The organism is Dietzia sp. CW19 (assembly GCF_014145265.1).
GTDB classification, from domain to species: Bacteria; Actinomycetota; Actinomycetes; order Mycobacteriales; family Mycobacteriaceae; genus Dietzia; species Dietzia natronolimnaea.
On record NZ_JAALEE010000437.1, the window covers coordinates 1 to 4,079 of the forward strand.

General features: G+C 71.8%; 3 protein-coding genes. 2 read left to right on the top strand and 1 reads right to left on the bottom strand.

The genetic code is table 11. The annotated features are described in order from the left end of the window. The coding region (locus G6021_RS12930; RefSeq protein WP_182641466.1) for a DUF5129 domain-containing protein at positions 1–1,351 on the top strand (1,351 nt) is incomplete at its 5' end. Between the two features lie 14 nt (positions 1,352–1,365). On the opposite strand, the gene G6021_RS12935 is transcribed toward G6021_RS12930, so the two are convergent. Further along, positions 1,366–2,100: a peptidylprolyl isomerase gene (locus G6021_RS12935; protein ID WP_182610815.1), complete on the bottom strand. Its 735-nt coding sequence runs from the start codon at positions 2,098–2,100 to the stop codon at positions 1,366–1,368. A gap of 122 nt (positions 2,101–2,222) precedes the next feature. Here G6021_RS12935 and G6021_RS12940 point away from each other — a divergent pair. Continuing rightward, positions 2,223–4,079: glycosyltransferase (locus G6021_RS12940; protein ID WP_182641467.1), on the top strand; the 1,857-nt coding region annotated here is incomplete at its 3' end.

The window sequence follows — 4,079 nt, forward strand, 5'->3', positions numbered from 1 at the left end:
CGCCCCGGCCGGCGCCCAGGCTCCGGCACCCGCCCCCGCCCCCGCGCAGGACGCGACGGTCGGCGTCGGCATCACGGACCGGGCCGGTGTGCTCTCGGCCGGTGACCAGGACCTCCTGCGTACCGAGACGGCGCTCATCCCGTTCCCGCCGCAGGTGCAGCGCGTGGAATACCTGGTCTTCGACGACGGCAACGACAACCTCAACGACACCACCGAGCGCTTCGCCCAGGCCGAGCGACCGGATCTGGTGTCGGAAGACCGGGAGAAGTGGGCGCCCGGAACGCTGATCGTGGCCAACGACGTCGAGTCGCGACGGGTCGGGATCTACTGCGGCGACGACGTCTGCGCGGCGCTGGACATCTTCGAGGGACGACACCTCGACGGCTCGATGGAGGCGATGAAGGACCCGATGCGCCGCGAGAACCACGCGGTGGGGCTGCTCGCGGGCGCGCAGGCGGCGGCCGATCCCACGGTCCTGGCCCCGGAGTCCGAGGGCATGCCGTCCTGGCTGCCGTGGGCCCTCGGCGGCGCGGGGGTCGTGGGCGCCGGCGCGATCGGTGCGGGCGTCGCGGCGAGCCGCAAGAAGAAGGCGGCGACGGCGAGGGAGCGCTACGACCGGGTCTCCCGCGAGTACGGGCGGGTCGCGGGGGAACTGACCGGGCTGGACATCCGCGCCAACTCGCTCACGTCCCCGCTGGCAGACGACGAGCTGCGGTCACAGTGGGCGGATGTGCGGGACCGATTCCTGTCGCTGGACACCGTCATGGGGCGGATCGGTGACCTGCGGCCGGAGTCGACCGACGCGGAGTTCCGCGAGAAGGCCGACGACATCGAGACCGCGCACACCACGGTCGATCAGATGGAGACGGCGGAGAAGAACATCGACCAGCTCTTCCGCATGGAGCAGGGTGACGCCGACGTGCGCCGCCGCCAGCTCGGCGAGCTCCACGAGGACATGCTGGCCGCCGCGCTGGGAACCGAGGACGAGCGTCTCGCCGCCGAGGCCAGGGCCCTCGACGCGCGGGCGGACGAGCTCTCCCGGGACACGCAGGCCGCCGACTTCATGGACCGCTACGCACGGCTGGTGGTGGACTACCGGCTCGTGGTGGAGGCCATCCGGGCCCGCGAGATGGCGGATGTCGAGGCGGCGGACGACGCGGGTGACCGCCACGCGCCGAGGCTGTACGACCGGGACTGGCGCGCCGGCTACGGCTACAACGGCTTCGTGCCGTTCTACGTGGTCTCGAGCTGGCACGCCCACGACGTGCAGGCGGCCCAGGCGGCGAGTTCCACCAACACGAGCTACTCCAACGCCTCGTTCTCCGGTGGCGGCGGGTCGAGCGGGTACTAGACCCCCGGCCCGCCTCAGCCCTCGACGATCTCGACCGACTCGATCGTGTGCACCGTCCGCGGGGCGCCCTGCGGGCTGCCGTCGTCCTCGATCGCCGTGACGGCGTCCATCCCGTCGGTGACGGTGCCGAAGAGGCTGTAGGCCGGCGGCAGGGAGACGCCGGAGTCGCCGGTGACGATGAAGAACTGGGAGCCGTTGGTGTCCGGGCCGGCGTTGGCCATGGCCATGGACCCGATCTCGTACTCGCCCTGGGCGGGGAGCTCGTCGGAGAACTGGTAGCCCGGTCCGCCGCTGCCGGTGCCCTGCGGGTCGCCGCCCTGGATCATGAAGCCAGGGATCACCCGGTGGAAGGTGATGCCCTCGTAGTACTTGTGGCGGGCCAGGAAGACGAAGTTGTTCACCGTCTCCGGCGCCTTGTCCTCGAGCAGGTCCACGGTCACCACGCCGGCGTCGGTGGTGATCACGGCGGAGTAGTCGACCCCGGGGGTCAGACACATCGGCGGGGCGGAGTCGAACGAGGTGATCCGCTCGTCGGTGCCCTCGGTGGGCGGGCACTCGACCGCGTCGGCCGTCCCTCCGTCGGACGCCTCGGCCCCGGTCTGCGTCCCCGCGGTCGTGCCGGTGGCCGCGTCCTCGGCGGGTGAGTCGTCGGTGCCGCACCCGGCGAGCGCCAGGGGCACCGACAGGGCGAGGATGCCCAGGGCGGTGCGGAGGGTCGGACGGGGCCGGGCTGTGGCGGAGAGCTGCATGAGACAAACCTACGTGGCGCGTCCACGCCGCTGAACCCCCGGTTCCGCGTGGTGGGAGGGATCGCCCCGGCCCGCCGGGTACGATCGACCCGGCTTTCGACTAGGGACGGGGACTCATCCATATGCACCACCACGGCCACCACGAACTGGTCGACGAGGTCGAGCGGTCGGTCGCCGGTCTCGCGGACCCGATCGGCCGGGAGTGCCTCCAGCGGGTCATCCTGCCCCGGGCCGGCGAGCCGCTGGACGTGAGATCGCTCTACCTCGCCGAGGCCCCCACCAACGCCCGCCGCGCCCACTCCGCCGGCCGCACCACCCTGAGCGTCGGCGCGGACTCCGAGGTCTCCTTCGCCACCTACTTCAACGCCTTCGCGGCGGCGTACTGGCGTCGTTGGACGATCCTCGGTGAGGTGGTCCTGCGGCTGACGATCCGCGGCGCCGGCCGTGTGGACCTCTACCGGTCCAAGATCGACGGCTCGCGCATCGCGATCACCGGGGACGTCGTGGGCGAGCCGGGCGAGTCGGGGGCGGACCGGGTCACGACGGTCGAGTTCGTCTGCGACCTGGGCCCGTTCGAGGACGGCGGGTGGATCTGGTTCGACCTCACCTCCGACACGGACGTCGAGGTGCTCGCCGGTGGGTGGTACTCGGCCGTGGACGCGCCGGCCACCCGCCCGGACGCGGGCCCGGACGGCACCCCCGATCCGTCGGTGCAGGTACCCAACGAACGCCGGGTGACCGTCGGTATCCCGACCTTCAACCGCCCCGGGGACGCGGTCGCGGCGCTGCGGGCGCTCACCTCCGACCCCGAGGTGGACGCGGTCCTGGACGCGGTGCTCATGCCGGACCAGGGCGACCGCAAAGTGCGTGACGAGCCCGGGTTCGCGGAGGCCGCCGAGTACCTGGGCGAGCGCCTGCGGATCTTCGACCAGCCCAACCTGGGCGGCTCGGGCGGGTACAGCCGCATCATGTACGAGGCCCGGCGGCTCACCGACTCGCCGTACATCCTCTACATGGACGACGACATCGAGATCGAGCCCGACTCGATCCTGCGGGCCCTGGCCTTCGCCCGTTTCTCGCGCGTGCCGATGCTGGTCGGCGGCCAGATGCTCAACCTCCAGGAGCGCAGCCACCTCCACACCATGGGCGAGGTGGTGGGCGCGCACGACTTCATGTGGACCGCCGCCCCGCACGCGGACTACGACTACGACTTCTCCCGGTACCCCCTCACCGACCGGGAGAACCCCAAGGAACTGCACCGCCGGATCGACGTGGACTACAACGGCTGGTGGATGTGCCTGATCCCGCGGGTGGTCGCGGAGAAGATCGGCCAGCCCCTGCCCCTGTTCATCAAGTGGGACGACGCGGAGTACGGCCTGCGGGCGCGCCGCGCCGGCCACCCCACGGTCTCCATGCCGGGGGTGGCGATCTGGCACATGGCGTGGTCGGACAAGGACGACGCGATCGACTGGCAGGCCTACTTCCACCTGCGCAACCGGCTGGTGGTGGCGTCGCTGTACCACGACGGCGACCACAAGGGCATCATGCAGTCGAGCCTCAAGGCGCTGGTCAAGCACCTGGTGTGCCTCGAGTACTCGACGGTGGCCATCCAGATCGAGGCCATCCGCGACTTCCTGCGAGGACCGGAGGCGCTCTACGAGCTGCTGCCGACGGCCCTGCCCAAGGTGCGGGCGATGCGCGCGCGGTTCCCCGACGCCGTGGTGATCCCCTCGGCCGTGGACCTGCCCGCGCCCTCCGGCGGCCCGGCCGGGATCCACTCCGAGCCCCGGGGCCCGGTCCGCAAGGCCCTCGCCCTGGGCAAGGGGCTCATCCACACCCTGAGCCGGGACGACAAGGCGCACCACGAGGTGCCGCAGGCGAACTTCCCGCCCGTGGAGGCGCGCTGGTACTCGCTGAGCCGGGTCGACGGCGCCACCGTCACCACCGCCGACGGGCGCGGGGTGGTCTACCGCAAGCGA